24 protein-coding genes are annotated in these 26011 nt (G+C 71.4%); 16 read left to right on the top strand and 8 right to left on the bottom strand.

Features of this window, described 5'->3' with window-relative positions:
• Positions 1–40: 40 nt before the first annotated feature.
• On the top strand, positions 41–892 hold the full coding sequence (locus OHA05_RS18720; protein ID WP_313945206.1) for a hypothetical protein: 852 nt from the start codon (positions 41–43) through the stop codon (positions 890–892).
• A 447-nt stretch (positions 893–1339) separates the two neighbouring features.
• The gene (locus tag OHA05_RS18715; RefSeq protein ID WP_328861208.1) at positions 1340–2080 is read left to right on the top strand and encodes an ATP-grasp domain-containing protein; all 741 of its coding nucleotides are present in this window, start codon (positions 1340–1342) and stop codon (positions 2078–2080) included.
• Here the strand turns inward: OHA05_RS18715 and OHA05_RS18710 are convergent.
• Positions 2049–2858, bottom strand: coding sequence for an MBL fold metallo-hydrolase (locus tag OHA05_RS18710; protein ID WP_313945208.1), 810 nt, complete (start codon positions 2856–2858; stop codon positions 2049–2051). The two genes, OHA05_RS18715 and OHA05_RS18710, sit on opposite strands and share 32 nt — an antisense overlap.
• Before the next feature lie 177 nt (positions 2859–3035).
• Between OHA05_RS18710 and OHA05_RS18705 the strand changes: the two genes are divergently transcribed.
• The 10 genes from OHA05_RS18705 to OHA05_RS18660 all read left to right on the top strand — a co-directional run bounded on the left by OHA05_RS18705 (position 3036) and on the right by OHA05_RS18660 (position 12610).
• Complete coding sequence (locus OHA05_RS18705; protein ID WP_328861207.1) at positions 3036–3818, top strand: TetR/AcrR family transcriptional regulator C-terminal domain-containing protein; 783 nt, start codon at positions 3036–3038, stop codon at positions 3816–3818.
• Between the two features lie 243 nt (positions 3819–4061).
• Complete coding sequence (locus OHA05_RS18700) at positions 4062–4466, top strand: WXG100 family type VII secretion target (protein WP_328861206.1); 405 nt, start codon at positions 4062–4064, stop codon at positions 4464–4466.
• Between the two features lie 40 nt (positions 4467–4506).
• Entirely contained in the window at positions 4507–4809 is a 303-nt protein-coding gene (locus tag OHA05_RS18695; protein WP_328861205.1) for a WXG100 family type VII secretion target, read from the top strand.
• A complete protein-coding gene (locus tag OHA05_RS18690) occupies positions 4809–6557 on the top strand; it encodes an RNase A-like domain-containing protein (RefSeq protein ID WP_328861204.1) in 1749 nt (582 codons plus the stop codon). The genes OHA05_RS18695 and OHA05_RS18690 overlap by 1 nt, the downstream gene beginning before the upstream one ends.
• Positions 6554–7174, top strand: a complete 621-nt coding sequence (locus OHA05_RS18685) for a hypothetical protein (RefSeq protein ID WP_328861203.1) — start codon at positions 6554–6556, stop codon at positions 7172–7174. The genes OHA05_RS18690 and OHA05_RS18685 overlap by 4 nt, the downstream gene beginning before the upstream one ends.
• Before the next feature lie 13 nt (positions 7175–7187).
• Positions 7188–7487: an RNase A-like domain-containing protein gene (locus tag OHA05_RS18680; protein ID WP_328861202.1), complete on the top strand. Its 300-nt coding sequence runs from the start codon at positions 7188–7190 to the stop codon at positions 7485–7487.
• 12 nt (positions 7488–7499) lie between these two features.
• Positions 7500–8189, top strand: a complete 690-nt coding sequence (locus tag OHA05_RS18675; RefSeq protein ID WP_328861201.1) for a contact-dependent growth inhibition system immunity protein — start codon at positions 7500–7502, stop codon at positions 8187–8189.
• A gap of 302 nt (positions 8190–8491) precedes the next feature.
• Positions 8492–9511: an endonuclease/exonuclease/phosphatase family protein gene (locus tag OHA05_RS18670; RefSeq protein WP_328861200.1), complete on the top strand. Its 1020-nt coding sequence runs from the start codon at positions 8492–8494 to the stop codon at positions 9509–9511.
• A gap of 96 nt (positions 9512–9607) precedes the next feature.
• Positions 9608–10552 carry an NADP-dependent oxidoreductase gene (locus OHA05_RS18665; RefSeq protein ID WP_328861199.1) on the top strand — a complete coding sequence of 315 codons (945 nt, stop codon included), beginning with the start codon at positions 9608–9610 and terminating at the stop codon, positions 10550–10552.
• A 114-nt stretch (positions 10553–10666) separates the two neighbouring features.
• Positions 10667–12610 carry an FUSC family protein gene (locus tag OHA05_RS18660; protein ID WP_328861198.1) on the top strand — a complete coding sequence of 648 codons (1944 nt, stop codon included), beginning with the start codon at positions 10667–10669 and terminating at the stop codon, positions 12608–12610.
• Between the two features lie 93 nt (positions 12611–12703).
• On the opposite strand, the gene OHA05_RS18655 is transcribed toward OHA05_RS18660, so the two are convergent.
• Positions 12704–13087, bottom strand: coding sequence for an RNA-binding S4 domain-containing protein (locus tag OHA05_RS18655; protein WP_327682215.1), 384 nt, complete (start codon positions 13085–13087; stop codon positions 12704–12706).
• 285 nt (positions 13088–13372) lie between these two features.
• On the opposite strand from OHA05_RS18655, the gene OHA05_RS18650 reads away from it, so the two are divergent.
• Positions 13373–14845, top strand: a complete 1473-nt coding sequence (locus OHA05_RS18650) for an APC family permease (RefSeq protein ID WP_328861197.1) — start codon at positions 13373–13375, stop codon at positions 14843–14845.
• Positions 14846–14850: 5 nt separating this feature from the next.
• Positions 14851–15819, top strand: coding sequence for a hypothetical protein (locus OHA05_RS18645; protein ID WP_328861196.1), 969 nt, complete (start codon positions 14851–14853; stop codon positions 15817–15819).
• Positions 15820–15840: 21 nt separating this feature from the next.
• Here the strand turns inward: OHA05_RS18645 and OHA05_RS18640 are convergent, their stop codons facing one another.
• Positions 15841–17892: a PhoX family protein gene (locus OHA05_RS18640; RefSeq protein ID WP_328861195.1), complete on the bottom strand. Its 2052-nt coding sequence runs from the start codon at positions 17890–17892 to the stop codon at positions 15841–15843.
• Between the two features lie 297 nt (positions 17893–18189).
• Between OHA05_RS18640 and OHA05_RS18635 the strand changes: the two genes are divergently transcribed.
• Positions 18190–19923: a VWA domain-containing protein gene (locus OHA05_RS18635; protein ID WP_328861194.1), complete on the top strand. Its 1734-nt coding sequence runs from the start codon at positions 18190–18192 to the stop codon at positions 19921–19923.
• A gap of 172 nt (positions 19924–20095) precedes the next feature.
• Here the strand turns inward: OHA05_RS18635 and OHA05_RS18630 are convergent, their stop codons facing one another.
• Both OHA05_RS18630 and OHA05_RS18625 read right to left on the bottom strand, forming a co-directional pair.
• Positions 20096–21223 (bottom strand): sensor histidine kinase, encoded by a 1128-nt coding sequence (locus OHA05_RS18630; RefSeq protein ID WP_443043714.1) that lies wholly within the window; start codon positions 21221–21223, stop codon positions 20096–20098.
• Positions 21220–21873, bottom strand: coding sequence for a response regulator transcription factor (locus OHA05_RS18625; RefSeq protein WP_328861193.1), 654 nt, complete (start codon positions 21871–21873; stop codon positions 21220–21222). The genes OHA05_RS18630 and OHA05_RS18625 overlap by 4 nt, the downstream gene beginning before the upstream one ends.
• 146 nt (positions 21874–22019) lie before the next feature.
• Here OHA05_RS18625 and metG point away from each other — a divergent pair, with 146 nt between their 5' ends.
• Positions 22020–23633 (top strand): methionine--tRNA ligase, encoded by a 1614-nt coding sequence (metG, locus tag OHA05_RS18620; protein WP_328861192.1) that lies wholly within the window; start codon positions 22020–22022, stop codon positions 23631–23633.
• Positions 23634–23705: 72 nt separating this feature from the next.
• On the opposite strand, the gene OHA05_RS18615 is transcribed toward metG, so the two are convergent.
• The 3 genes from OHA05_RS18615 to OHA05_RS18605 are packed head-to-tail and all read right to left on the bottom strand — an operon-like array spanning position 23706 to position 25820.
• Positions 23706–24482 (bottom strand): L,D-transpeptidase family protein, encoded by a 777-nt coding sequence (locus tag OHA05_RS18615; protein WP_313945221.1) that lies wholly within the window; start codon positions 24480–24482, stop codon positions 23706–23708.
• On the bottom strand, positions 24479–25309 hold the full coding sequence (locus tag OHA05_RS18610; RefSeq protein ID WP_328861191.1) for a hypothetical protein: 831 nt from the start codon (positions 25307–25309) through the stop codon (positions 24479–24481). The genes OHA05_RS18615 and OHA05_RS18610 overlap by 4 nt, the downstream gene beginning before the upstream one ends.
• Positions 25296–25820 (bottom strand): SigE family RNA polymerase sigma factor, encoded by a 525-nt coding sequence (locus OHA05_RS18605; RefSeq protein ID WP_313945223.1) that lies wholly within the window; start codon positions 25818–25820, stop codon positions 25296–25298. The genes OHA05_RS18610 and OHA05_RS18605 overlap by 14 nt, the downstream gene beginning before the upstream one ends.
• Positions 25821–26011 lie beyond the last annotated feature (191 nt).

The following is a 26011-nucleotide window of genomic DNA, read 5'->3' as shown; positions in this document are numbered from 1 at the left end:
ACGGCTCGCGCGCCCGGCGTGGCCCGCGTTCCCTGGAGGAGTGCGGAGCGTTCTGACGGCGGTGCTCATCGTGCTCGTGGCTCTTCTGACGCCGCTGAGCGCGCTGGCCGTGTGGGCGGACCGCGAGATCGGTGACACCGACAGTTACGTCACGGCGATGGAGCCGCTCGCTGCCGACCCCGCCGTGCAGAACGCGGTGGCGGACCGGATCACCGCCGAGGTCATGAAGAAGATCGACGCGGGGCCGTTCCAGCAGGGTGTCGAGAATCTGGTGCACGAGGCGGTGATCTCCTTCGCCGGGACCGACGCGTACCGGATCGCCTGGAACACCGTGAACCGCGCGGCCCACACCGCGGTCGAACAGGCGCTGACGAGCGACGACGTGGACACCGCGAGCATCGACCTGGCGCCGGTGATCGAGCAGGTGAAGCGGCAGCTGAGCGACGAGGGGGTACCGTTCGCCGACCAGGTCCCGGTGGGGAACACCCGGATCACGATCCTGGAGGCGGACAAGCTCGGGGCGGCGCGCGAGATCTTCGCGGACCTCCAGTTCTGGGGCGTACGGCTCCCGGTGGTCACGCTGCTCCTCGCGGCGGCCGCGGTCGTCCTCGCCCGGCGCCGCCTGAACGCCCTCGCGCTCCTGGGCGCGGCCCTGGCGATCGGCGGCGCCCTCCTGCGCCTGGCCCTGACCATCGGCCGCGGCCTGGCCCTCGACGATCTCCCCCCGGACGTGGACCGCCCGGCGGCGGAGGCGGTGTTCGAAGCGTTGACGGCGACGCTGCGGGTCACGTCGTGGTGGCTGCTGGGAGCGGGCGCGGTTCTGGCCCTGACCTGCTGCGCCTGGTCCTGGCACGCGCGCTCGGGCAGTCATACGGAGCCTGCGCCCCACTAGCCGCGCCGGGGCTGTCGGGCTGCGCCCCGCACTCCCTCACCTGCGGCGGCTTCGCACCGCATCCCATCCGCCGCCCGAACGGGCTCGGGTTCGCGTGTGCCCGCACCGCAACGGGTCGCGTCCTCGACCGCTCGGGAGGGGGCGTGCAGGGTCGTCCCCGCAGGGGATCGGCGGCAACTCCCGGGTACGCAATGCATCGCAGCTGTACGCCGCCGACCCCGAGGAGTCGAGCCCGCAGGGCCCCCGGACCCGCCGCCGCACAAGGGCCCGCGCCCCAAGCGCTTGGCCCCGCCCCAGGAAACCCGACGCCGCACAACGACGCCAAGGCCCAAGCACCCGGCCCGCCCCGCCCCAGGGACCCGCACCGCACAAGCACCCGAGCCCCAGGGACCCGCCCCCCAACACCCGGCCCGCACAAGCCAACCCACCCCCCGCTACCGTCCCCCCATGCCCCTCCTCCTCGCCCCCCACCCCCTCACCAGCACCGCCACCCTCCTCACCCACGCCGCCCGCCACCGCGGCATCGAGGTCGTCGCCTCCGCCCAGGGGCACGAAGAGCGCGACGTCCACTGGTACGGCGGCCCCCTCGCCGCCGACCGGATCGTCCGCCCCTTCCGCGTCGGGCTTCTCGAACCGGCCGACGACTGGCTCACCACCCTCGCACCCGAACTCACCCAACGCCGCATCGAGTTGACCACCCTCGACCGCGCCCGCGAGCTGGACGGACCCCTCTTCGTCAAGCCGCCGTCCGACAAGTCCGTGCCCGCCGCGGTGTACGCCACCGGGCGCGACCTCCCGCTCAGCGGGGAGCGCATCGGGCCGCAGACACCCGTACTCGTCAGCGATGTCGTCGAGTTCGCCGCCGAGTACCGGCTCTTCGTCCTCGACGGCCAGGTCCTCACCGGCAGCCGCTACACCGTCTTCGGCCGCCTCGACCCCGCCCCGCTCACCCCGGACGCCGAACGCTTCGGCCAGGAGGTGCTGGAAGCCTGTGCCCCCACCCTCCCGAGCGCCGTCGTCCTCGACGTGGGGCAGCTGGTCGGAGGCCGGTGGGCCGTCGTCGAGGCCAACATGGCCTGGTTCGCCCAGAGCTATGCCGCCGAGACCGACCGCGTCCTGGACGTCGTCCTGCGGTCGTCCGGCCCGCGTCGGCTCGTCACCGCAAGGGACGCACCCTTTCTGAGGTGAGCTGGGAGAACTCGTACGCGTCGTGCGAGGAGAAGATCTTGATCACCCGCGGGTCCACCCTCCGCAGCGCGCGCAGCCGGTCCAGCTGCGTCATGCGCTGGTCGTGGTTGTCGGCCATCAGACGCTGGTGGAGCGCCAGGGAGCGCGGGCAGCGCGGCCGGCGGAGGTCCATCTCGCCGTGGAAGAAGTACGCGTCGCCGGCGTGCAGCAGCCACCTCTCCGGCTGCTGCACCGCCACCGCGCAGTGCCCCCGGCTGTGACCGGGCATCGGGATCATCAGGACGTCGGGCGAGCGCACCACCGGGCTCGCGGCGAATCCGTGCCAGGTGGAGTCGGCGGTGTCGTGGATGATCCAGCGCGGCCCGTGGCCCCACTGCGCGGTGACGTAACGGGCCGTGTCCAGACGGGAGTCGCGCCGCATCGCGGCCCGGTACTCGTCGGCCATCACATGCACCCGCGCGTCGGGGAAGTCCGCGAGGCCGCCCGCGTGGTCGAGGTCGAGATGCGTGAGCACGATGTCCTGGACGTCGCGCGGGTCGTACCCGAGCTCACGGATCTGGTGGAACGCGGTGAAGGCCGGTTCGAGACGGGGGCGGGCGGTCTTCCGGAAGACCGCGCCGAGCCGGCGCGGGTTGGCGATGTCACCGGTGCCGAAGCCGGTGTCGACCAGAAGCAGTCCGCTGCCGGTGACCACGAGCAGGCAGTGGGCGACCAGCGGGGAGCCGCCGAGGGGGTGCATCGGGGCGCAGTCGAGGTGGTGGACGGTGGGCCAGGACATGCGTGCCTCCGGCGACGCGGGGAGTACAGAGCGAGGCGAAAAGAAGACGGCGCGCTGCTTCCGCGAACCCGAGGCCGCAGGAATACTGGCACCGACACTTACACCGTAAGTCGGCACCGAGAGAAGCACCTACGCTGTAAACCGTCAAGGATGTGGGCGAAACCGGGGAGCGGCCGGATGTGTGCCGAAGCGTCAGGTCAACAGCTGCGCGAGGGCGAGGCGTCGGCCTCCCCTGCCACCGTGCCCCCGGCCTCGCCCCGCACGGCGCCCGCCACCTCGCACGACACCGCTCAAGCCACCGCCCGTGCTGCCGCTCGCGAGCCGCTGTCCCGTGAGCGGATCATCGAGTCCGCTCTGCGGATCATCGACGACGAGGGCGTTGAGGCGCTGTCGATGCGCCGTATCGCCGCCGCGCTCGGCGTCCAGGCGATGTCCCTCTACAACCACGTCGGGGGCAAGGCCGACGTGCTGGACGGCGTCACCGAGTACATCACCACGGACATGCACATCACCCGGCACTCGCGCGACAGCTGGGAGGACGGCATCCGCTCGGTCGCCCACGCCTTCCGGCGCGCCTCCCTGCGGCACCCGCGCGCCGGTGAACTGGTCCTCACCCGCCAGCTGAACTCACCCGGTGTGCTGCCCACCATCGACTGCTCGCTCAAGGTGCTGCTGGAGCACGGCTTCGAGGAGGCGAACGCCGTGCACGCGCTGCGGCTGCTCGTCGCCTTCCAGGTCGGCTCGCTGATGCGGGAGTTCCACTCACCGGCGTTCCAGGGCGAGGACGAGTCGGCGGTACGGGAGCGCGAGGAGCTGCTCGCCGGCTCGGGATTCGCCGCGGTGGCGAGGCTCGCGCCGAAGCTCGCGGTCATCGACCACGACGCCGAGTTCACGTTCGGCCTGGAGCGACTCATCGACGCCCTGCGCCCGTACGCCCCCGGAAGACCGGCCGACGCCTAGAGCCTGTTGTGAACGTGCTGGTCACAGCTACGCGTTGGCTGCGGGTGGGCAGGGTTTATGAGGGCAGGCGCACGAGTCCTCGTCGACGGTTGTTCCGGTCTGGGGTCCCGACCGTGTTGAGTGTGCCGTCCCTAGCGGATTTGCTGTTGCCAAGGGCTGAAGTGACGTTGTTAGGGTGACGTGTGTGCGTCAAGTAGCCAGCACAGCAGCAGTGTTGACGACAGACACGGACTGGGGGAAGCAATGAGCGGCGGTGGCGGACAGCCCCGACTCCGGGCGCAGGCCGAACGGCTGACGGACCTCGCCAATGACCTCGACGGTATGCAGGGCTACCTGGACAAACAGGTCAGGCGCATGGACGCGATCGTCGACCGGATCGAGGCGGGGTGGCAGGGGCCGGCCGCCCGGGCCTACCGAGACCTCCACCGGGGCGCGGCGGAGGACGCCGTACGCATCCGCATGATCATCGAGGCTATTGAACAGGCCGTGCGATTGAGCCGGGACGGGTTCTCGGCACAGGACGTGGACATCATGGCGCAGCTACGAAAGATCCAGGTCACGACGGATGTGAAGCGCGAGGCGGACGCCTTGTCGACACCGAACACCGACGTACCCGCCGAGACACGCAGCACCCTCTCCGACCTCTGAGGGCGCCTACACCAACTGACCAAATCTGAACGGGGGAAGCATGGTGGACGACGACCACATAACCGTCGACTTCGCAACGCTGCAGGACCTTTCCGGAGATCTCGAGGACATTCTCAAGCGCCTCAACGAGCAGTTGGACCTGCTCTACCGGCGCGCCGAGAAGGTGGTCCTGACCTGGGAGGGCGAGGCCCGCGAGGTGTTCATCGACAAGCTGGACGAGTGGGACCGGTCCGCGGCGGACCTCCAGGCGGCCCAGGCGTGGCTTCACGACGTCGTGGTCAACGGGGAGATCAACTACGCGGCGGCACACAGGGCGGTACTGCGGGGCTGGGGTGCGGCCTGATGGCTGACCTGCCTTCCGACAAGCAGCGGCAGCGGGAACGGGACCAGGCCAAGACCGCGCCACCCAACCAAGGTGTGGGCCGCTTCGATGTGAAGCCTCAGCACCTCTACTTCACCTCGCTCGTCGTACGCGACGGTCAGTTCGCCTACGACAAAAAGGCGAAGGCGCTGACGGACACGCTGGACAAATACAGCCAGTCCGCGGGAACGGGCTGGGGCGCGGACTCCTTCGCCGACCGGTACGGCATCGTCGCCGGGAAGTTCCTGCAGCTCTGGGCGAAGAGCGTGGTGTCGGTGGGTGGTGTCGCGGTGGGCTTCACTCAGACCGCGAACAACTATGCGCAGGCGGACTGGGCGGCGAACAAGGGCAAGGGAGAGCCACCGGAGGAGAAGCAGCCTCCAGCGGTGATCGCAACCGTGCCCACGTACGGTCCGCCGAACGACCTGACGTGGCGCGGGGAGGGCGAGTACCACGACTCGTGGGCGATTTCCGGAATCCTCGGAGAGGTCCCGGACTTCCTCATGTTCATCATGAAACCCGTGGTCGATGAAGGGCTGAGACTCGGCCGCGTCCACGAGATCACGCCGGGCGTCAAGGAAGAAGAGTTCCGCGACATCGCCGGGGCCTGGAGGAATGCCTCCAAGGACGTGAAGAAGGCGGCGGACGACTTCACGGACGCCATTTCCTACATCACCGACCCCACGGGCAACGGTGAATGGCAGGCCGCGATGAGGGCTTTCTGCCAGACGATCTGGGGAACCACGGCGTGGGGGAAGGCCCGTGACCAACGGGCCGAGGTGACTGCCAAGAAGGGCACCCGGAATTGGAAGAGCAACGGGAAACTGGACCCTGCCACCAGGCGCCCCATCATCGAGGTCCTCGACAAGAGCGCGAACGTGATTCAGAAGCTGTTCGACGACCTGGCCGACGTGGGCCAGAAGACCACGGAAACCACCACGCGCCTGGCCAAGGAGGCCACGGACAAGACGGTGAACAGCCTCACCTCGGATCTCGATCTCTCTAAACTCACCAGGCTCGCGGCCGGGCTCGTGGTCGCGGAGGTCGTCCTGACCTTCCGGTCCCACATGGACAAGGCGGCCATGGACGCGGCGGTAGGGGCCTATCACGAGGCGTTCGGCGATGCTGCGGGCAAGCTGGCCATGCTCGAGTTCGAGCTCGACGAGGCGCTCCTGAGCGTGCCCACGTTCCAGGCGGAACGGGCTCGGGCGCAGGGGTTCGGTGCGCGCTCCCTCAATGAGTTCAAGAAGGAGCACAGCTGGCAGCTGCCGGAGAGCCAGTTCCCCTACATGTACTCGGTCGACCTTGCCGCCGCGGAAGGGGTGGGAAATGGTCATACCCTTGACAAGCATGTGGGGAAGACTGACGAGCAGTTGCTGCAGCGGATGAGAGATGAGAGGAAGGGGAATGGTGAGCCGAGGATTCCTGGGGCATCGACCTACGCCGATGTCGAGGCAGCACAACGGTTCACGCAGTATTGCCTGCGTGACAACACCGACGACATCGATCGGTGGCTGGCAGGGGACCCGCCGGACGCATCACTCATCGTCAGGAGCGACTCCGTTCCGGTGCAAGGCCCTCTCGTCGGCGACGCCGTCACCGGCAAGGGTGTCACCTATGACGGCAGCAAGCTTTCGGAGGTGCATGACATGAAGGGCGTTTCCCTGCGACTCATGCGCGATCCGAGTCTCGACCCGCCCTACTTCGTGTTCACCTCGATGCCCGTATGAGCGAGGTCTGGATGGACGACGGAACGACGCCCGAGATGAACGGGCCGCCGACACCAGTGGATGCCGACTCCTGGTGGTCGGCGGTGGAGATGTACGACCGTCGGTACACCTTTGTCGCCGTCGGGCCCCGTACGCGGGAGGACTGGCTGCACGATGTCGCCTCGGTCATGCGGGGAGAGACGACGGATCCCCGGTCCTGGCGGACCATCGATCCCGACGAAGGCGAGGAGGAGAGGTCGGACGACCCGGCCTACCCCTTCGTCACCCCGCCCGTGGACGAGGCGGGCTCGGCAAAATGGCGAGGCCTGCTCAGAGAAATTCCGCATTCTGCGGTGGTGCGACTCCTCGTGCTGCTGGCCACCATCGATCTCGATGTCTCCCGGGACCCCCGCTTCCCCGAACAGCTGGCTGAAATGGAGGAGCACGCCAGGGTGATTCTCACGCGCTTTCCCGACGAGACTCGGTTCTTCACGAACACCTCGGGAGGCGGCGCGGCCCCCGACTTCTATCAGAAGATCTCGAGCTGCTCACCACTCAGTCAGTACGCCTGGGACTTGGGGCTCCTTTGGGTGTCCGACGAGGAAGTCGGGCTGATCTGGTCCTTCGATCCACGTTGAGAGGTAACAACCCTTGCTGACCAGATCCGCCACCTACCCCGACCGAGAAACCGCCCAGTGGGCCACCCAGCAGGTGGTGACCGGCAACGAACAGAAGATCCACCGCTGGCTCGCCCAGGGAACCCGCGCCCGCCTGACCATCGAGGCCGCTTGGCCCTCCCGCGAGCTACCCGTCGGCCGAGTCCTGCTCCAAGCGATGATGCTCGCCGGGCGCGAGCCCATCGATGTGCGCGCGGCACGGGTCGTCCTGGGGCGTGATCCGAACAGCCCGCACGGCTTCGTCGTGCTCACCACCGTCCCGATCTACCTGTAGGGGTTCAGTGCCGTGTCCATGAAGCCGCTCGAATTCGACCGCCGCTACGGCGAGTTGGACCAGGTGATCAGCGCGTACACCGGCATGTCGGCCGACGACGAGCCGGACAACCCGAGCGAAGCCCTCCAGGCTTACCTCCGCCACACCTGGCACACCCGCCCCTGGGCCCTTGCCACGGCCGAACAACAGCTTCGCGAATACGCCCGCAACCCTCCGGGCCGGCTGCGCCTCAGCCTCGGCGAGTTCTACCCGGTTCCGGACGTCGGGCTGCCCGAATCTGCCATCCAGGACTGGCTGTTCGTGATCGCGGACCTCCTGAAGCGGCCCATTGAGGAGGGCGAGGTCCCACCGACGTCCACCCCTCGGACCCACTGGGAGTGGCACGCCCGCTTTCCCGAGCTCGGCCAGTTCCTCGGCGGATGGTTCTCGCAGGACATGCCGGACGAGTTCCCGGATCACGACGCGGCCGTACGCGACTACACGGCCACCACGGACCCGCAGCTGGTTGCCCGCCTCACGGGCGAGCTCCACGAACTGCTCGCCCTTGGCCTCGAAGAGTCCGACTACGCGCTCGCGGTGGCGGAGCTGGGCATGGAGGTCGACCCGCCTCAGCCGTACTCCCCGAGCGGCTGGGTGGCCCACCTCGCGGACGGTCTGGGTGGATTCAGGGCGGACTACGGACCGGGACCGGTCGCGGGCTGACCGCATGCCCGTCAGACGGGTCCACAACCGGCAGCAGCCTCGGCTCTCGCGGCGGCGACCCGCCACAGTTCGACAGGGCCGCCCACCGCGAGCGGCACGTCGCCGCATGCGGCATCAATCACCCGACCGCCGCCCCCGCCCCGAACCCCGCCGCCGCGACACCCGCAACAAACTCACCCAGACTGGCGTCCTCACAGGGGAGCGACCCGTACGTCGGCACCCGTCGGCACACGCAGCCACACACAGCCACACGTTCGGAGCGCACCGGCACACATCCGCACACCCCGCGCCCGGAGGACGTCTTGAACAGCGCCACATCCACGGCAGCCCCGGCCGCCACGCCGGGCCCCGCGCCGTACCCCGCGCGCCGCCGCCGTGCCGCCTCCTGGCTCGTGACGCTCCTGCTGCTCCTGCCCACCGCCGCCGCGGCCTGCCGGCTCACGGACACCGACGCCGTCACCCCGGTGACCCAGCTGCTCGCCTTCCTGCCGTGGCTGCTGATCCCCGCGGGCGCCGCCCTGCTGCTCGCGGCCCTCGCCCGGCTGCGGACCGGCATGGTCTGGGCGGTCGCCGTGCTCGCGGTCACCGGATGGTTCGTCCGGCCGTACGACACCGGGCTCACCGAGCATCCGAAGGGGCCGGTCGTCGCCCGGCTCACCGTGCTCTCGTCGAACGTCGAGTTCGGCAACGCGACCCCGGGCCTGCTGGCCACCATCCGCCGCGAGCAGCCCGACCTGGTCTTCGTCCAGGAGTGCTCCGCCCGCTGCTCGGACGCGCTCGCCGCGGAGGTCTCCACCGCCGACTACCCGTACCGCAACGTCGTCGAGGGCGAGTGGGCCTCCGGGTCCGCGATCCTGAGCCGGCTTCCGCTGAAGGCCGCCCCGGGGATCGAGAGCACCCTCGCCATGCCCGGGTCGGTGGCCCTCGCCGGTGAGCGGCGGATCCACCTGCAGCTCGCGCATCCGCTGCCGCCCGTGCCCGGCGGGGTGGACGACTGGCGCAGGGAGCTCGGCCGGCTGCGTACGTACGCCGACGGCGTGAAGGGCTCGTCGGCGATCGTGGCCGGGGACTTCAACGCGACACAGGACCACTCCGCGTTCCGCCGCATCCTCGACGCGGGCGGTCTGCGGGACGGTGCCACCCTCGGCGGCGCCTCACGGGCTCCGTCGTGGCCCGCGGCCGTCCGCGCCCCGCTCGGCGCACAGATCGACCATGTGCTGGTCAGCGAGGACTTCTCGGTCCGTGCGGCCCGCTTCCTGGACCTGGACGACACCGACCACCGTTCGCTGCTGGTCCGCCTGGAACTGCACGACGTGCGCTGACCGCCGCGCCGGGTGAGAGTGAAGGCGTCGTGGTGATCTCCCCCGGACTCCGTCCGGGGGTGCCCCCAGGGGGCCGTCCGTCGGGAGGTGTTCCGGATGCGCGCTGTCGCGGTCAAGGCCTTCAAGGCCCAGCCCGAACTGATCCAGGTCCCCAAGCCGGACCCCGCCGAGGGCGAGGTGCTGGTGAAGATCGAGTACGCGGCGCTCAATCCCGTCGACCGGCAGATCGCCGACGGCGCGTTCGACGGCCGGGCCGAACACGTCTTCCCGCTGGTCCTGGGCTGGGACTTCGCGGGCCGCATCGATGTCGTCGGTCCGGGCGACAGCCGTTTCGTGGTGGGTGACGCGGTCTTCGGCCAGGCGGCCCGGCCACCGGTCGGCACCGGCACGTTCGCCGAGTACGTCACCATGCCGCAGGACGGGCCGATCGCGTTCGTCCCGGACGGGCTGTCGTTCCGTACGGCGGCGCTGCTGCCGACGGCGGGCATGACCGCGGCGGAGACGCTGGCCGCCAGCGGTGTGACGGCCGGCCGGTCGGTACTGGTCGTGGGCGCGGCGGGCGGGGTCGGCAGCATCCTCACCCAGCTGGCCGCCGCGCGTGACGTGCGCGTCCTCGCGGCCGTGCGTGGGTACGGGGAGCGTCGGATGGCCGCACTGGGGGCGGACACCACGCTCGACACCACGGCCCGGGACCTCGCCGCGGCCGTGCGCGACCTCTTTCCCGACGGCGTCGACGCGGTGATCGACCTCGTCTCGGACAGCCCGGCCGCCTTCGCGGCGAACGCGGCCCTCGTCCGCGCGGGCGGCACGGCCGTCACGACGCGCGGTGTCGCGGCCGGCGCGCGCCTCCCGGCCGGCGTCGAGGGCGTCGACTTCCTCCAGCGCCCGTCCACGAATCTGCTGGACACCCTGGCCGCGGCCGCCGCCGACGGCGAGCTCCAGGTCCCGCTGGGCGCCGAACTCCCCCTGGAACAGGCCCCGGACGCCCTGGTGCGCTCCGGCACGGGCGGGGCGCGGGGCAGGACGGTCTTCACCCTCTGAGGCTCCGGGGACCCGGTTCTCCCAGGCCGGACAAGGCCCCTCCGGAGCCGGGCAAGGGCCCCGTTGAAGCGGAGGGACTTGCTCCCGTGCGCCTTCATGAGGCATGTGTTGACCATGGAGACCCGAGCGGGACGGCTGTCCCCACCCGAGTGGCTGCTCAACGGGCTGCGGCCGCAGTCCGCCCCGGTGCCCTGGGCGGCCGTGGCGCGGGCCGGGGTCGCACTGGCCACGCCCCTCGCCGTCGGACTCGCCATGGGCAAGCCCACATACGGCGCTCTGGCGTCGATGGGCGCACTGTCCGGTGTCATCGGCGACACCGCGTCCGCGTACCGCATGCGGATCTTCAACATCGCCGTCCCGCAGCTGTTCGGCGCGGTGGGGGTCACGCTCGGCACCCTGGTCTACGGGCAGGGCTGGCTCGCGGTGGCCGTGCTGACCCTGGTCGCGCTGGTCTCCGGAATGATCTCGTCGATCGGCGCCGTCGCCTCCGTCTCCGGGCTGCTGCTCCTGCTCAACGCGGTGGTGGGCTCCGGCCTGCCGATGCCCAGGCCGTGGTGGGTGGCGCCGCTGCTGCTGACGGTCGGCGGGCTGTTCGTGCTCCTCCTGACGCTGCTGGGCTGGCCGTTGCGCAGACGGCTGCCGGAGCGGGCCGCCGTCGCCGACACCTATCGCAGCGTCGCCGATCTGCTGGCGGCGGCGGGCACGGCGGAGTACGCGGAGCGGCGCCAGGCCGTGACCGACTCCCTGAACACCTCCTACGACCTGCTCCTCGCCCGCCGGGCCCGTGCCCACGGACGGAGCAGCGCGATGGTGCGGCTGCTCGCCCAGCTCAATGTGCTCGTCCCGCTGGTGGAAGCGGCCGCCGCGGCCCATCTGCACGGCCGGGCCTCACGGCAGCCGGAGATCGCGGAAGCGGTGCGGGACCTGGGGGACGCGGTCGCCGAGAGGCGCAACGACCCGCCCGAGCTGATCCTGCCGGAGCCGCAGGGCCCCGCGGACCGGGCCGTCGAGGCGGCCCTGCGGCACGCCGTGACCGTCGTGCACGAGTCCGACCCCGACCCGTACAACGTCGACGACCGGCTCGGGCGGCCGGCGGCGCTGCGCATCCGATTCCGGCGCGCGGCCCGCAGTGTGCTGCTGTCCGAACCGTCCTGGCGCTACGGGCTGCGGCTCGCCCTCTGCATCGGCCTCGCACAGTCGCTGGTGGTACTGGTGCCCGTGACCCGTTCGTACTGGGTCGCGCTCACCATCACCTTCGTGATGAAGCCGGACTTCGGGTCGGTCTTCTCGCGGGCGGTCATGCGGGCGCTCGGTACGGCGGCGGGGCTGGTGGTGGCCGCGGCCGTGCTCTCCGAGGTGCCGCGCGGATGGTGGGACGTGCCGGTGATCGTGGTGCTCGCGGCGCTGATCCCCGCGTTCTCGGCGAAGGGATACGCCTTCCAGACCGCGGCCATCACCCCGGTCATCCTGCTGTTCTCGGACATCCTCAATCACCAGGGCTTCGGCCTGGTGGTGCCCCGGCTCGTGGACAGCCTCATCGGCTGCGCCATCGCGCTGGTGGCCGGCTATCTGCTGTGGCCCGAGAGCTGGCACACCCGCGTCGGCGACCGGCTGGCGGACGCGGTGGACGAGACGGCGCGGTACGTGGCGGGGGCGTTCGACGCGGCCGGTGACCGGGCGGAGCGGCTGCGGCAGCGCCGTCGGATCTACCGCGACCTGTCGACCGTGCGGTCGGAGTTCCAGCGGGCGCTGACCGAACCGCCGCCCGCGGGGACGCGGGCTGCCGCCTGGTGGCCGCTGGTGGTGGCCGTCGAACGCATCGTGGACGCGACGACGGCGGCCCGGGTCCGCGTCGACCACGGCGCGAGCCCGCCGCCGCCCGCCGAGGTGACGGACGTCGAGCGGGAGCTGCGGGGCCTGGCGGAGGGCATCCGCAGCAGCGTGGTGCTGGTGGAGGTACGCACGGAGCTCAAGGGCGGCGAGGACGGTGTCCTGGCGCCGCTGCGCCAGGAGGTCATGGCGGCAAGGGCGATCGCGTCCCCGGCGCGGGGGACGTAAGGCGCCACGCGGGACGGCATACGGAAGCACTGTCCGTACCCGGACCCCGCCCCGCACGTGTCCCCGTACGCCGGGCCGGACGATCCCGGAGCGCTACGGCTTCGGCAGACCGCCCTGAAGCCGTTCCAGTTCCCGGCGGTCCCTCTTCGTCGGGCGGCCGGCCCCGCGGTCGCGGATGGCCACCGGCGCCGTGAACTCCCGCGGCGGGGGCGGCGGGCTGTTGTCCACGTACGCCTGGACCGCCACCGGTGCGCCGACCCGCTTGCGCAGGATCGTGGAGACGACGACCACCCGCTCCCGGCCCGCGTGGAACAGCCGCAGCTGGTCGCCCACGCGCAGGCCGTGCGCGGGCTTGACCCGCTCGCCGTTGACGCGGACGTGTCCCGCCTTGCAGGCCGCGGCCGCCTGGGAGCGGGTCTTCGTCAGCCGTACGGACCAGATCCAGACGTCGACCCGCACGGTCCCCTCAGCATCCATGCCTTCGACTCTACGACTCCCGCGCCGCGCGCACCGGCAGGACCTTCAACGCCTGCCGCCTTCTCCGCGGGCGCGGAGTCCACCGGTGCGCCCTCCCAGAGGCAGGGCGGCGCCCCATGACGTGACCACGCCTCGTGAGGGGGATGGCCCCACCCCCGTCACCGCAGTGCGTCCGTCCGACTACTATGCGCTCGTCCTTCTTTCGCGGAGGTCTTCACTCCGGAGCGGGAACGTTTCTGACCTGTCGACACATGTCGTACGGCACAAGGGCCTTCGGAGAATCGCATGCGCAACCACTCCGGCAGAGGGCTTCGGCCCAACGCTCTCGGGACTCTCGACACCGTCGTGATGGCCGTGGCCGGCAGCGCACCGGCGTACTCGATCGCCGCCACCACCTCCGTCCTCGTCGCGACCGTCGGCCTGGCCGGCCCCGCGTCCCTGCTGTACTGCGCGGTCCCGATGCTCGGCATCGTGCTCGCGTTCGGCAGGCTCGGCCGGATCGATGTCAACGCGGGCGCCAGCTACTCGTGGGTGGGCCGTACGCTCCATCCGTTCCTGGGCTTTCTGTCCGGCTGGGCACTTGTGGTCTCCACGACGATCTTCATGGTCGCGGGCTCCCTGCCGGCCGGTGCGATGACGCTGTCGCTCGTCGATCCCGCGCTCGCGGAGAACAGACTCCTCGCCACCGCCGTCGGCGCGGCCTGGTTCCTGGCGATGCTGCTGGTCGTCCTCGGCGGGGCCCGGCTCACCGTGCGGGCCCAACTGGTGCTGTCCGGTGTGGAGCTGGCGATCCTGGTGTTCTTCATCGCCGCCGCGCTGCTGCACAGCGGAGCCGCGGCCGCGTTCGACTGGTCGTGGCTGGGCTTCTCGCACTTCGACGGTCCGGCCGGCTTCGCCTCCGGGGCACTGATCGCCGCGTTCTACTACTGGGGCTGGGACGTCACCAGCAATCTCAGCGAGGAGACGCGCGACAGCCGCCGCACCGCCGGGCTCGCCGCGCTCATCGGCGTCGGCGTGGTCTTCCTCCTCTTCGAGGCGTTCACCATCGCGGTGAACGTCATCCTCACCGCCGAGGACATCCGGGCCGGCGGAGCGGGCGTACTGGCGGTGCTCGGTGACGCGATCTGGCCCGGCGTCGGCGGCAAACTGCTCGTCGTGGCCGTGCTGTTGTCGACCGTCGCCACCCTGGAGACCACGCTGATCCAGGTGACGCGCTCGCTGTTCGCGATGGGACGCGACCGCACCATGCCCGCCGCGCTCGGCACGGTCCACCGGAAGTGGAACACCCCGTGGGTCGCGGTCGCCGTCGTCGGGACGGTGGCGCTCGTGATGTTCGCCGCGTCGACGGCGCTCGGCTCGGTCGGCGACGTCCTCCAGGCGGCCGTCGCCGCGATCGGTGTGCAGATCGCCTTCTACTACGGGCTCGCCGGGATCGCCGCGGTCGTCGCCTACCGGGGCACCCTGCTCACGTCCGTACGGGACTTCGTGCTCGGCGGCGTCTGGCCGCTGCTCGGGGCGCTGTTCATGCTGTGGGTGCTGGTCGAGGCGCTGGGCGAGCTCAGCGCGGCGTCGGTCGCGATCGGTGTCGGCGGTCTCGCGGCCGGGTTGGTGCCGATGATCCACTACTGGCGCCGGGGGAGTTCGTACTACCGCCCCGCCCGCCTCGACGCGAAGCTCGCCCTGGCGGCGGACCACGGCCGCACGGACTCCTCCCGCGACACCGACTACGCCAGCAGGTCGCTGGCCACGGAGTTCTGAGGGACGTGCCGCAGCCTCCACGCCGTCGTTTCGTACCGGACTTCGACCCCGCCTTCGGAGACCGGGCGCTGGCCGGTGCCCTGCACGACATCGTCATCGGACGCTGGCAGGGGGTACGGGACCTGCTGCGGGACACGGGTGACCGCTGGGCCCTGCGGACGCACCGGGTGCGGCTGCTGTCCCACGCGGCGGCCGGCCGGGCCGCCGCCGAGGCGTGGAGTGCCGCCGAGCCGCACAGCGCGGACGCGGCGGTGCTGCGGGCGGCGACCGAGGTCGTCCGCGTCTTCCACCGCGCGATCGAGGCGGGCCGGCGTACCGGGCTCGACCGGGCACGGCTCGACGCGGCGGTGCTGGCCTGTCTGGCCGCGGCCGACGCGCATCCCTCGGACCCCATGCCGTGGGTGTCGCTGCTGACGACCGCGCGGCTGTACGGCACCGGGGTCTCGCGGCGTGAACTGCGGCGCTGGTTCGACGAGTTGCGCCGCCGCGACCCGGACAACATCGAGGGCCACACCCAGCTGCTGCGCTACTGGTCGGCGCGCTGGCACGGGACGCACGGCGCCATGTACGACTTCGCCAGGGACGTGGCGGGCGCGGCGCCGCCCGGATCACCGCTGCCGGTCCTGGTGCAGATCGCCCGGGTCGAGGAGTACCGCCATCTCGCCGAGGACGCCACGGGCCGCGTACCCGTGAAGGACTTCGGCCGCCACTGGCACCACGAGCTCGCGGTGGCCGAGGTGCGGCGCACCTGGGAACGCTGGATACTCGCCCGGCCGCCGGGGCCCGCCGCCCCCGAGGAGGTCGGCGAGCTCAACCACCTGGCCCACGCGGCCTGCTACGCCGGGATGGCCGAGGAGGCACGGCACCTGTTCGCACTGCTGGGCGGGCGGGCCGCGCGGGTGCCGTGGCAGTACACCGGAGACGCGGCCGAGGAGTTCACGAGGTGGCACGCCCAGGTGCGCGCCACCTCGTGATCACACTGCCGGGGCCCCGGATCAGACGCCGATGTCTCCGCCGTCCTTGCGCCACACGGCCACGACCGACGGGCGGACGATCGTGCCCGGTCCGTCCGGCCAGGCGCTCGCCGGCTTCTCGACCGACGCACCGTCGACCTCGCCCGGGTGCTGCACCGCGACGAGCACCCGGCGGTCCTGGATGAGCGGACCGCAGGTCTCGGCGCCGATCGGCACGGTCAGGAACTGCTTGAGCTCACCGCGGCGCTCGCCCTGGGTCGCGACGCCGAACAGGCCGTCGTGGGAGCCGAGCTGGTTGCCGTCGGTGGAGATCCACAGGTTGCCGTGCGGGTCGAAGGCCACGTTGTCCGGGCAGGAGATCGGGCTGACCTTGTTCTTCGGGAAGCCCGCGAAGTACGTGGCCGGGTCCTCCGGGTCGCCCGCGACCAGGAACAGCCGCCAGGCGAACCCGTCGCCCGCCGGGTCGTCCCAGTTCTCGGCGAGCTCCAGGATCTGGCCGTGCTTGTTGGCGTTGCGCGGGTTGGCCTCGTCGGCGCCCGCCTTGCCGGCCTTGCCGCGGTCGGTGTTGTTCGTCAGCGCGACGTAGACACGGCCGGTGCGCGGGGACGGCTCGACGTCCTCCGGGCGGTCCATCTTGGTGGCGCCGACCTTGTCGCCCGCGAGGCGGGTGAAGACGTAGACCTCGTCGGCGGTCATGCCCTCGACGTGCGAGGTGTCGCCGGTGGCGAGCGGGATCCACTGGCCGCTGCCGTCGAACTCGCCGTCGTTCGGGAGCTTGCCGGTGCCGTCGATCTGCGACGCGGGGGAGTCCCCGGTCAGCTTGGCGACGTAGAGGGTTCCCTCGTCCAGCAGCGTGCGGTTGTGCTCACGCGCGGCGCGGGAGTTGCCCTTCTTCATCCGCTTCGACGAGACGAACTTGTAGAAGTAGTCGAAGCGCTCGTCGTCGCCCATGTAGACCACCGGACGGCCGTCGGCGGTCAGCCGCGGCTGGGCGGCCTCGTGCTTGAAGCGGCCGAGCGCGGTGCGCTTGCGGGGCGTGAAGTCGGGGTCGTACGGGTCGAGCTCGACGACCCAGCCGAAGCGGTGGACCTCGTTCGGCTCCTGCTTGAGGTCGAAGCGCTTGTCGAACCGCTCCCACTTGCGCTCGGTGGCGGCGGTGCCGACGCCGTAGCGCTTGTCGGTGTCGCTGGAGCCGTTGGCGAAGTACTGGTTGAAGTTCTCCTCGCCGTGCAGCGTGGTGCCCCACGGGGTGGTGCCGCCGGCGCAGTTGTTGAGGGTGCCCAGCACCTTGGTGCCCGAGGGGTCCACCGACGTCTTCAGCAGCGCGCTGCCCGCCGCGGGTCCGGTGACCTTGAACTCGCTGGTGGTGTGGAGGCGGCGGTTGAGGTGGTGGCGGGTGACGGGGGTGAGCCGGCCCGACGTCCGCTCGCCCTCGACGACGACGACCGACAGACCGTGCGCGGCCCAGGCGATCTCGACCTGCTCACGGGTCGGGTTGGCCGGGTCGTAGCCGCGGAACATCAGGATCTCGTCGGTGTACTCGTGGTTCGCGACGAGGATCTGGCGGTTGCGCTCGTCCAGCGGCAGCAGGCTCAGGAAGTCGTTGTTGTAACCGAACTGGCCGGCCTGCGCCTCGGCGGTCTGCTTGTCCGGGTTGAAGGCGGGGGCGCCGCGGAGGATCGGCTCTCCCCACCGGATGACGACGTTCTGGGAGTGGCCGGCCGGGACGGTGACCTTGTCGTCCTTGTTGGGGGCGACGGGGGCGAAGCGCAGACCGCGCGCACCGTCGGGCCTGCCACCGGTGCCCGGGGTTCCGGCGGGCGCTGCGGAGGCCTGGTCGTCGAGCCCGATGACGGCACCGGTACCGGCGGCAGCGGCGACCGTCACCACGGCGGCGGCGCGCATCATGGATCGCCTCGACAGGGCACTGGCTATCACGTCGCCGACGTACTCGTTGTCGCTGGTGTTCGGCACTTCGTGGAAACAGGCGTCGCCGCAGCGGTAACGGCAGGTGAGGGCGGAACGTCCGCCGGCATGCGGCTTGGTGTTCAACAACGGCAGCAGTTTGCGCACTTCGTCCTCCTACGGCGCACCCCGCGCCGACAGCGTGTCGGAAAAGATCCGGCTGTGACATTAGGGGCGGTCATGTGCAAGGTGGCAGCTACGAGGTGAACGGTGGATGAATCCGGAGCTGCCTGTGCGGGCGGACGGGTGTTCACGAACGGTCCGGCGCCGGGTCCCCCGCCCCTGCCGGGCTCCCGGCGGGACGGCGGCTAACCTTACGTGTCCGCCCTGGCCAGGACACACCTTGGACACCCCGGCCCATGTGCGGACATTCATCGCACTCAACTCATGCGAAAGGCCTCGCACATGGGCATTCGGAGCTTGCTGCGCAAGGTATTCGGTCGCGACCGGTCGGAGCCCACCGAGTCGACGGCAGCATCCGTCCCGCCCCAGTCGGAACGCACGGAGACCGCCACGACGACCTCGCCGTCCTCGGCGACGGTGCCGGCACCGACTCCGGCGGACAGAGCGGCGGACCTGGTCTCGGCCGCGTTCGACAAGGCGGCCCCCAAGGGCCGGAAGAAGTCGGTCCCGCACCAGGCGAGGACGGAACCGGACCCGGAGACGGCCCCGGCGAAGCCGGAGTCCGCGGCGCCCGAGGTGGTCCCGGCACCGGCGAAGCCGGAGGAGTCCGCGCGCTCCGCGGCCGCGCCCGTCGAGGCGAAGGCGGAGGCGGCCGAAGAGGCCGCCGACGCCACGAAGTCGGCAGCCCCCGCGGCCGAGCCCGCCACCGAGCCGAAGGCCGAGAAGAACCCGGCGCCCGCCAAGTCGGCCGCCACGAAGGCCGAAGCGAAGCCGAAGGCCCAGACCCCCGCGAAGCAGGAAGCCCCCGCGGCCGACAAGCCCGCCGCCGAGGCGAAGGCCGAGAAGGCTCCGGCGAAGCCGGAAGCTGCCGAAGAGGCCGCCGACGCCACGAAGTCGGCAGCCCCCGCGGCCGAGCCCGCCACCGAGCCGAAGGCCGAGAAGAACCCGGCACCCGCCAAGTCGGCCGCCACGAAGGCCGAAGCGAAGCCGAAGGCCGAGACCGCCCCGAAGTCGGCAGAACCCGCGGCCGAGCCCGCCGCCGAGGCGAAGGCCGAGAAGGCTCCGGCGGCTGCCGAGGCGGCCACCCCCGAGCCCGCCGCCGCAGCGGACGCGGCCGACAAGCCCGCCGCCGAGGCGAAGGCCGAGACGCCCGCCCCTGCCAAGCCCCGGAAGACCACCGCCAAGAAGGCCCCGGCCAAGAAGGCACCGGCGAAGAAGGCACCGGCCAAGGCCGCTGCCGCTCCCGCCACGACGGAGGCCGACGCCGGCGACAAGCCCGCCGCCAAGGCTGCCACCAAGGCCGCCGCGACCAAGAAGTCCGCTCCCGCCAAGCGCGCCACCGCGAAGGCCGCCTCGGCGCCCGAGCCCGAGCCGGCCAAGACGGCAACCGGGGCCACCGCCTCCCTGGCCGCCCGTCGGGACGCCGCCCGCGCCGCCCTCGCCGACGCCGGGCTCTCCTCCGCCCGTGCCCGCGTCTACCTCGTCCTCGACCGGTCCGGGTCCATGCGGCCGTACTTCAAGGACGGCAGCGCCCAGCACCTCGGCGAGCAGGCCCTCGCCCTCGCCGCCGAGCTGGACGCGGACGCAGGTGTCGGCGTGGTGTTCTTCTCGACCGAGATCGACGGGACCGGCGAGCTCACCCTCGACGCGTACGAGGGCCGCATCGACGAACTGCACGACTCCCTCGGGCGCATGGGCCGGACCAACTACCACCTCGCCGTCGAGGAGGTGCTCGCCCTGCACGCCAAGGCCGGCACCGACGCCCCCGCGTTCGTGATCTTCCAGACGGACGGCGCTCCCGAGTCCAAGACGGCCGCCACCGACGCGCTGGCCGCAGCGGCGGACAAGAAGGTGTTCTGGCAGTTCGTCGCCTTCGGCGAGCACGACGCGAAGGCGTTCGACTACCTCCGCAAGCTCTCCGTCGACAACGCCGGGTTCTTCCACGCGGGCCCGGCACCGCGCGACCTGTCGGACGCCGAGGTGTTCGGCGGTCTGCTGAAGACCTGGAAGCTCTAGGGAGTGTCCGCAAAGTATCGTCGTCCGCCCGCAGGGCGGGGGTCGCGGCGTCCGGTGCGTGCGATCGCAAGGCGCCGGTGCGCCCTCGTAGCGGAGCTACTCGGGCGTATCGGCAACGCAGCGAGGGTGCGTGCTGGGCGTCGCGACCCTGACGAGACGTTGCGGACACGACCTAGTCCACAGGCAGCGCCACGGTGACGGCCAGCCCGCCCTCGGGCCCCGGCTCGGCCGTCACCGTGCCGCCGTGCGCCTGCGCGATCGTGCGGACGATCGAGAGCCCCAGGCCCGCCCCGGGGCCCATCCGGTCCCGCCCTTCCCCTCGCCGGAACGGCTCGAACAGCGCCGCGATCTCCTCCGCGGGGACGACCGGACCGGTGTTGACGACGGTGAACACACCGCCCGACACCGCGACCGCCACCGTGCCGTCCGGGATGTTGTGGTCGACCGCGTTCGCCACCAGGTTGCGCACCAGCTGCGCCAGCAGCAGCCGGTTCCCCCGCACCACCGCGCCCTGCGCCACCCGCGCCGTCACGTCGTACCGCGCGGCCTCCTCCGCGACGACCTCCCCGAGGTCGACGTCCTCGTGTTCCGCCAGCCCCCGTTCGCTGCGCGCCAGGACCAGCAGCCCTTCGATGAGCCGTTCGCTGCGCCGGTTGCTGTCGAGCAACACCCCTTTGGTCGCGGCCAGTTCCTCGGGGGTGACGTCCGCGTGCAGACCCACCTGGATCGCGGTGCGCTGGGTGGCCAGCGGCGTACGCAGCTCGTGCGAGGCGTTCGCGATGAACCGCCGCTGACTGTCGAACGCCTTCTCCAGCCGGGCCAGCAGTGAGTCCAGCGTGTCGCCGAGCTCCTTGAGCTCGTCGTCGGGGCCGCTCGCGCCGATCCTTCCCCAGCCCCCGCCCGGCGGGACCTCCGGCAGCGCCCGCTCCGAGAGGGTCCGTGCCTTCGCCGTCATGGCGTGCACGGGCCGCAGCACCCGCCCGGCGGTCCACCACCCCACCACGACCGCGCAGAGCGCCGTCGCCAGCAGGGCGAACACCGACCAGATCAGCATCTGCCGCCCCGCCTCGGCCTGGACGCTCTCGGTCAGCTGCACCACGGTCGCGCCCCGCACGTCCCGCACCGGCAGTTCCGGTACGGCGCGTGCCCTGATGGCGGTCACCTTGTCGTGCGTACCGGCGCGCGAGAGGACGTTGACGATGCCGAGCAGACAGGCGCCGAGGACCAGGAAGACGCCTCCGTAGACGAGGGCGATCCGGGTCCGGATCATCGAGCCGGGCCCCAGGCCGTCGCGGCTCACAGGGCGTACCCCACACCCTGGACCGTACGGATCAGCGCGGGCTCCCCCAGCTTCGACCGCAGCTTGCTCATACAGACCCGGACCGCGCCGGTGAAGGGATCGGCGTGCGCGTCCCACGCCCGCTCCAGCAGTTCCTCCGCCGAGACCGGCGCCCCGTCCGCCTCCAGCAGGATCTGGAGCACCGAGAACTCCTTCGGTGAGAGGTCGAGATCCCGGCCGTCGCGCTCGGCCGTGCGCCGGACCGTGTCCAGCCGGACGCCCTGGCGCTCCAGCAGCGGCGGCACCGGCCGTGCGCTGCGCCGGCGCAGCGCACGGACCCGGGAGACCAGCTCGGGGAACTCGAAGGGCTTGCCCAGATAGTCGTCCGCCCCGAGGTCGAGCCCCTCCACCCGGTCCTCCATGGACGAGGCCGCGGTCAGCATCAGGATGCGGGTGCGGGCGGCGGAGGCGACCAGTTCGCGGGCCACCTGGTCGCCGTGCACCCGCGGCAGGTCGCGGTCGAGGACGACGACGTCGTAGTCGTGCAGTCCGAGGTAGGCGAGGGCCGCGTCCCCGGTGTAGACGGTGTCGACGGCGAATCCGGCCCGCCGCAGCCCCGTGGCGACCAGTTCTGCCAGAACCTGTTCGTCCTCGGCGACCAGTACCCGCATGTTGTCCTCCCCCTGCACAGTCCGCGCCGCCTCTCCTCCCAGGATGCGTCTTTTTACGGCACAGGATGTTTCGCGGACGTCTCCGTCCCGGTGGCCGGGGTTTATCCGGGTGAGGTGACCTTCCGGAGGCCGTTAGGATTTCGACCATGGCGGCCACTGGATCCGAGAAGCAGGGGGCGAAGGCGTACTACGTCACGACCCCCATCTACTACGTCAACGACGCTCCTCACCTGGGCCACGCCTATACGACCGTCGCAGGCGACGTGCTCACCCGCTGGCACCGCCAGCGCGGTGAGAAGGTGTGGTACCTCACCGGCACGGACGAGCACGGTCAGAAGATCATGCGCACTGCCGAGGCGAACGGCGTCACGCCCCAGGAGTGGTGCGACAAGCTCGTGGAAGAGGCCTGGAAGCCTCTCTGGGAGCACCTGAACATCGCGAACGACGACTTCATCCGGACGACGGAGAAGCGGCACACGGACCGTGTGCAGGAGTTCGTGCAGGACCTGTACGACAAGGGCGAGATCTACAAGGGCGGCTACGAGGGCCCGTACTGCGTGGGCTGCGAGGAGTACAAGCTCCCCGGCGACCTGATCGACGGCGAGGGCGAGTTCGCCGGGCAGAAGCTCTGCTCGATCCACAAGACGCCGGTGGAGCTCCTCAAGGAGGAGAACTACTTCTTCAAGCTCAGCGAGTACGGTCCGAAGCTGCTGGAGCTCTACGAGGCCGACCCCGGCTTCATCCAGCCCGAGTCGGCCCGCAACGAAGTCATGAACTTCGTCAAGCAGGGCCTCCAGGACCTGTCGATCTCCCGGTCGACGTTCGACTGGGGCGTGAAGGTGCCGTGGGACGACAAGCACGTGATCTACGTGTGGATCGACGCGCTCCTCAACTATGCGACCGCCGTCGGCTACAACGAGAACCCGGCGAAGTTCGAGGAGACCTTCCCGGCGAACGTGCACCTGATCGGCAAGGACATCCTGCGGTTCCACGCGATCATCTGGCCCGCGATGCTGATGGCGCAGGGTCTGCCGGTGCCCGGCAAGGTCGCGTGCAACGGCTGGCTGATGGTCGGTGGCGAGAAGATGTCGAAGTCGAACCTGACCGGCATCAAGCCGCAGGACCTGACCTCGCACTTCGGCGTGGACGCGTACCGCTGGTACTTCCTGCGCGCGATCTCGTTCGGCCAGGACGGCTCGTTCTCCTGGGAGGACTTCACCGCCCGGTACACCAGTGAGCTCGCCAACGACTACGGCAACCTCGCGTCCCGGGTCGCGGCGATGGTCGGCAAGTACTTCGGCGGCGTGCTGCCGGAGGCCACGGCGTCCGGCGATGCCGAGAAGGCGGTCCAGGAGGGTCTGGCCCGGGCGGTCGCCGAGGCCGACCGCAAGATCGGTGACGAGCTGGACTTCCAGGGCGGCATCCTGTCGGTCTTCGAGTTCGTGAAGCAGGTCAACGGCTACATCACCGAGCAGGAGCCCTGGAAGGTCGCCAAGGACACCTCGCCCGAGGGCCAGGCACGTCTCGCGACGATCCTCTACACGGCGGCGGAGTCGCTGCGGGCGGTCGCCGTCCTGCTGAACCCGGTCATGCCTCAGACGTCGCAGGCGCTGTGGGACTCGCTGGGCGCGGAGGCCGGTCTCGGCGCTCTCGCGGACCAGCGTGTCCAGCAGGCGGGCGAGTGGGGCGGGCTGCCGGTCGGCGCGACGGTCACCAAGGGCGCGGTGCTGTTCCCGCGCCTGGAGGAGAAGCCGGCGTAACGCCGTCGCGCACCTCGAACCGCTGAGCCCCGGCACCGCCGGGGCTCAGCGCGTTCCGTGCCTCCCGCGCAGTCAGCGGGCCAGGGACTCGGCGGGTCCCATCACCACGACCGGCCGCCGGTCGGGGTCGAGCTTCTTCAGGAGCTCCTTCATCCGTCCGCGCGGAAGCGACACGCACCCCTGTGTCGCGCCTCCGTGGTCCACGTGGATCCAGATCCCGCCGCCCTTGGACGAGCCGAGCGGGCGGGTCCAGTCCAGCGGGGTCGTGCCGGGCTTGCGGTTGTAGTTGATCGCCACCACATAGTCGAACGCCCCGGTCAGCGGCTCACCGTCGAAGTTCGTGCCGCGCGCGGTGAACGCCGGCCCCCGGTCGTAGGGCAGCGCCGTGCCCGGGTCGGGCAGCCGGCCGCCCGCGTCCGTGAGGCCGAAGACGCCGATCGGTGACCGCAGATCGTTCTGGCGGTGGTCCTCGGTCCAGCCGCGCAGCGCGTTGTGTGCCGGCCAGGGACCGGCGACGGCCTCCCAGCCGCGGGTGTCGTCGCGCTCGTAGAGGGTGGCGACGGCGCGGTTGGCGTCGCGGGCGCCGCCGGTGACCACGAGTGCCTGGCGGGAGGCCGTGCCGATCCGGGCGCGGGTCGCCGGTCCGATGCCGGGTATCTCCTTCGGCCGTGCGCTCAGCGGCTCGGCCGCCCCCGCTCGGCCGCCCTTGGTGTCCGTGACGGCGGAGGTGTCCGCGGAGGGCGGCGGCCCCGCGGTGACGCCCGCACCACAGCCGGTGAGCACCAGAGAGGCCGCGAGCGCCACTGCCGGGATCACTCCGGTCCGCAGGGGCATGTACGGGCCTTTCATTCCGGGACCTTCGGCTGCTGTGTCGCGGGCAGGGTGCCGAAGGGCGTCGGTGTGGGCGCGGGGGAGGCCGTCACGCCGCCGAACCGCATGCCGGCCACGATGCGCCGGGCTTCGTCCACCGTTCCCCGGGGTGTGCCGGTGGCGACGCAGAGGGTGACCAGAAGCCCTGCGTCGGGGTCCGGTACGCCGCCGACCAGTGTGCTGTAGGACGTCCGACCGCCGATCTTGCGGCAGGCGGGCGTCACGGTGACCGTGTCGTACAGCTCCGCCGGCTGTCTGGCCTTGGTCCCGAGGCCGGCGCTGCGCTCCATCGTCAGGGTAAGCAACACGCCGCCGGGCCGCAGAACCTCCAGCGGCGGGCAGCCCCGGACGTCCTTGTCCGGGCAGGCCCGGTCGACCGCGCCGGGCAACTGGTTGCCGGCGAACCCCTGAGCCGCCGACTTGAACCGGGGCGCCTCGGGGACCGCCAGCGCCCGCCACCGCTCGGGAAGCCGCAGGGTGAGCGCGGCGAGCGCGGGAAAGGTCACGGCGGTCTCCGGCGCCGCCTTCTGCGCCGCCCTCCCCGAGGGCATCGGTGCGGCGGGGGTCACCTGCCGGGTGCCGTCGTCGCGCAGGAGGTCCGGCGCCAGCGTTCCGGTGAGCACGACGGCGGTGACGGCGACCGCGGTGGCGCCCCCGGTGCGGCGCATACGCCGGCGGCGGGCCATGCGTTCGCGCACCTGCTGGAGCCGTCCTTCGGGCGCGGGCAGATCGGGTGTCGCCCGCTCCAGCAGGACACGGAGTTCCTGCTCCGCGTATTCGGCCTGGTCGCCCTCACGGTCGGGCACGACGCTCACCGCCTTCCACGACGGCCGCGGGCAGCAGCGCCCGCAGGGTCCGCAGGGCCTTCGCGGACTGGCTCTTGACGGTGCCCGGGGCGCAGCCGAGCGTGGCCGCGGTCTCCTCGACGCTCAGATCCTCGAAGTAGCGCAGGACCACCACCGCCCGCTGACGCACCGGCAGCAGGCGTACGGCCGCGGCCAGGGACTGCTCCAGATCGACCCCCGCGTACGCGTCCCACTGCGCGGCCGTGTCGGGGACCACCCCGTGCGGCACCTCGCCCCGCCAGCGCCGGCGCCACCAGGAGGCATGGGTGTGCACCAGCGCCTTGCGTATGTACGCCTCCGGATGGTCCGCCGCGATTCTGTGCCAGCGCGGCCACACCTTGGCCAGCACCGTCTGCAGCAGGTCCTCGGCGAGATGGGCGTCGCCGGTCAGCAGCCAGGCCATGCGCAGCAGTCGCGGGCCGCGGGCGGCGACGAATTCCTCGAAGTCGCCGTCGTCGCTCTCGGAGCCCATCGCACCGCCACCGTCCTTGCGTTCGGTCTTCCACGTCAGAGGAACGCGCCGGGGTGCCGATCGGGTTGCCCGGGAGTGCCGCTCGTCGAAACACGCTGCGAAAAGCCCTCCCAGCAGCGCCCGGCCGTCCGGGAACGGCGAAGGCCCCGCACCGGATGACCGGTGCGGGGCCTTCGCTTCAGCGCTGCGTG

It is taken from the genome of Streptomyces sp. NBC_00306, from assembly GCF_036169555.1.
Lineage (GTDB): Bacteria > Actinomycetota > Actinomycetes > Streptomycetales > Streptomycetaceae > Streptomyces > Streptomyces achmelvichensis.
Note: the sequence above shows the minus strand (reverse complement) of the source record. Positions and strands in the feature narration are given on the sequence as shown.